Genomic DNA, 1319 nt, shown 5'->3' on the forward strand with positions numbered 1-1319 from the left:
GATAATGCAACTATTTTTCTGTAAATTCCCACGGGTTCCTTGGCGAATTGTCGGTTAGGCGTTCTCGTCCATGGTCAGATAGGTTCGTCCGGTTTCCCACTCCTCGCTAACTTCCATCACGAGCGCACTCACCAACCGAAGACATGCAGCCTCGTTCGGGAACACGCCTACCACCCGCGTTCTGCGACGCAGTTCCTTGTTCAGCCGTTCCACCCCATTCGTGGTTCGGAGCAGTCGCCGATGGGCGGCGGGAAACCCAAAGACGGTCAAGCCTTCCGGAATCGCCGTTTCCAGCCATGCGCTCAATTTCGGCGCGGATTGGGCATATTTTTGCACGGTTTTCGCCAGCAGGGTGGTGGCTTCATGCTGATTCAACGCGGTGAAGATCGCGCGGATATCCGCAGCCACCTCTGCCCGCATAGATTGTCGTGGTAGATACGCGCCCGCATTCTGTTGGAGGTGGAATTGGCATCGCTGCCATGGCACACCGCCCAACACCGCTCGCCGTGCCTGTTGGAGTCCCGCATGCGCATCACTTACCACCAACTGGACACCGGACATCCCGCGTTCCACCAACCCTTGAAGGAAGGTACGCCAGTGGGCTTCCTGCTCACTCAGGGCGACCGATACGCCTAAGACCAGGCGTTTGCCCTGGGTATCCACGCCCGTGGCGATCAAGACCGCCGCGTCGCGCACATGCCCATCCTGGCGGACTTTCTCGTAGCGGGCATCCAAGTACACATACCGGGTTTCGGCGAGTGGGCGATTGCGCCACTGCTCCAGCACCCCATCGAGTTGCGCCGCCGCCCGACTAACCTGCATGGAGGTCAATTCGACTCCACAAAGCTGTTCGGTAATGGCAGCCACTTTGCGGGTCGAAACCCCTTGGACATCCATCTCAGCCAAGGCCAAGGTTAGTGCCCGTTCACTGCGAAGGCCACGCTCCAAGGCGCTGGGATAGAAGCCACCACCGCGCACTTGGGGAATGGCCAAGTCAAGCTGGCCGACGCGGGTGGTCAGGGTTTTGGGCTTGTAGCCATTGGCATAGCCACGACGTTCGTCCGTTCGTTCGTAGCGACTTGCCCCAAGAAACTGTTGGCGTTCGGCTTCCATCGCGGTGTTGAGCAGCACGCGAAGCAACTCTGGCAGGGCATCCAACCCCTGGCTGGTTAAGTGTTCCAACACGGTATCGGATAGGGTACAATGCGATTGGGTGGTCATGGTGGTGCTCCTTGTGTTTGTGGTTATTCCAAGGATACCCCATGGCCATCTGCGGTTAAGCAGGCGCATTGAATTTACAGAACAGATGATACACTATC

Annotated in this window: 1 protein-coding gene; it reads right to left on the reverse strand. The window is 58.2% G+C overall.

What is annotated here, in order from left to right; translation table 11 throughout:
• Positions 1 to 54 precede the first annotated feature (54 nt).
• The gene (locus tag ABEB26_RS26855; RefSeq protein ID WP_345725169.1) at positions 55 to 1221 is read right to left on the reverse strand and encodes an IS256 family transposase; all 1167 of its coding nucleotides are present in this window, start codon (positions 1219 to 1221) and stop codon (positions 55 to 57) included.
• Between the last annotated feature and the right edge of the window lie 98 nt (positions 1222 to 1319).

Origin of the sequence: Herpetosiphon gulosus, assembly GCF_039545135.1 — a bacterium.
In the GTDB taxonomy this organism is placed as follows: domain Bacteria; phylum Chloroflexota; class Chloroflexia; order Chloroflexales; family Herpetosiphonaceae; genus Herpetosiphon; species Herpetosiphon gulosus.

Excerpts from the sequence above, each read along its gene's own strand:
- ABEB26_RS26855 (WP_345725169.1), bottom strand. The coding sequence starts at position 1,221 with ATGACCACCCAATCGCATTGTACCCTATCCGATACCGTGTTGGAACAC.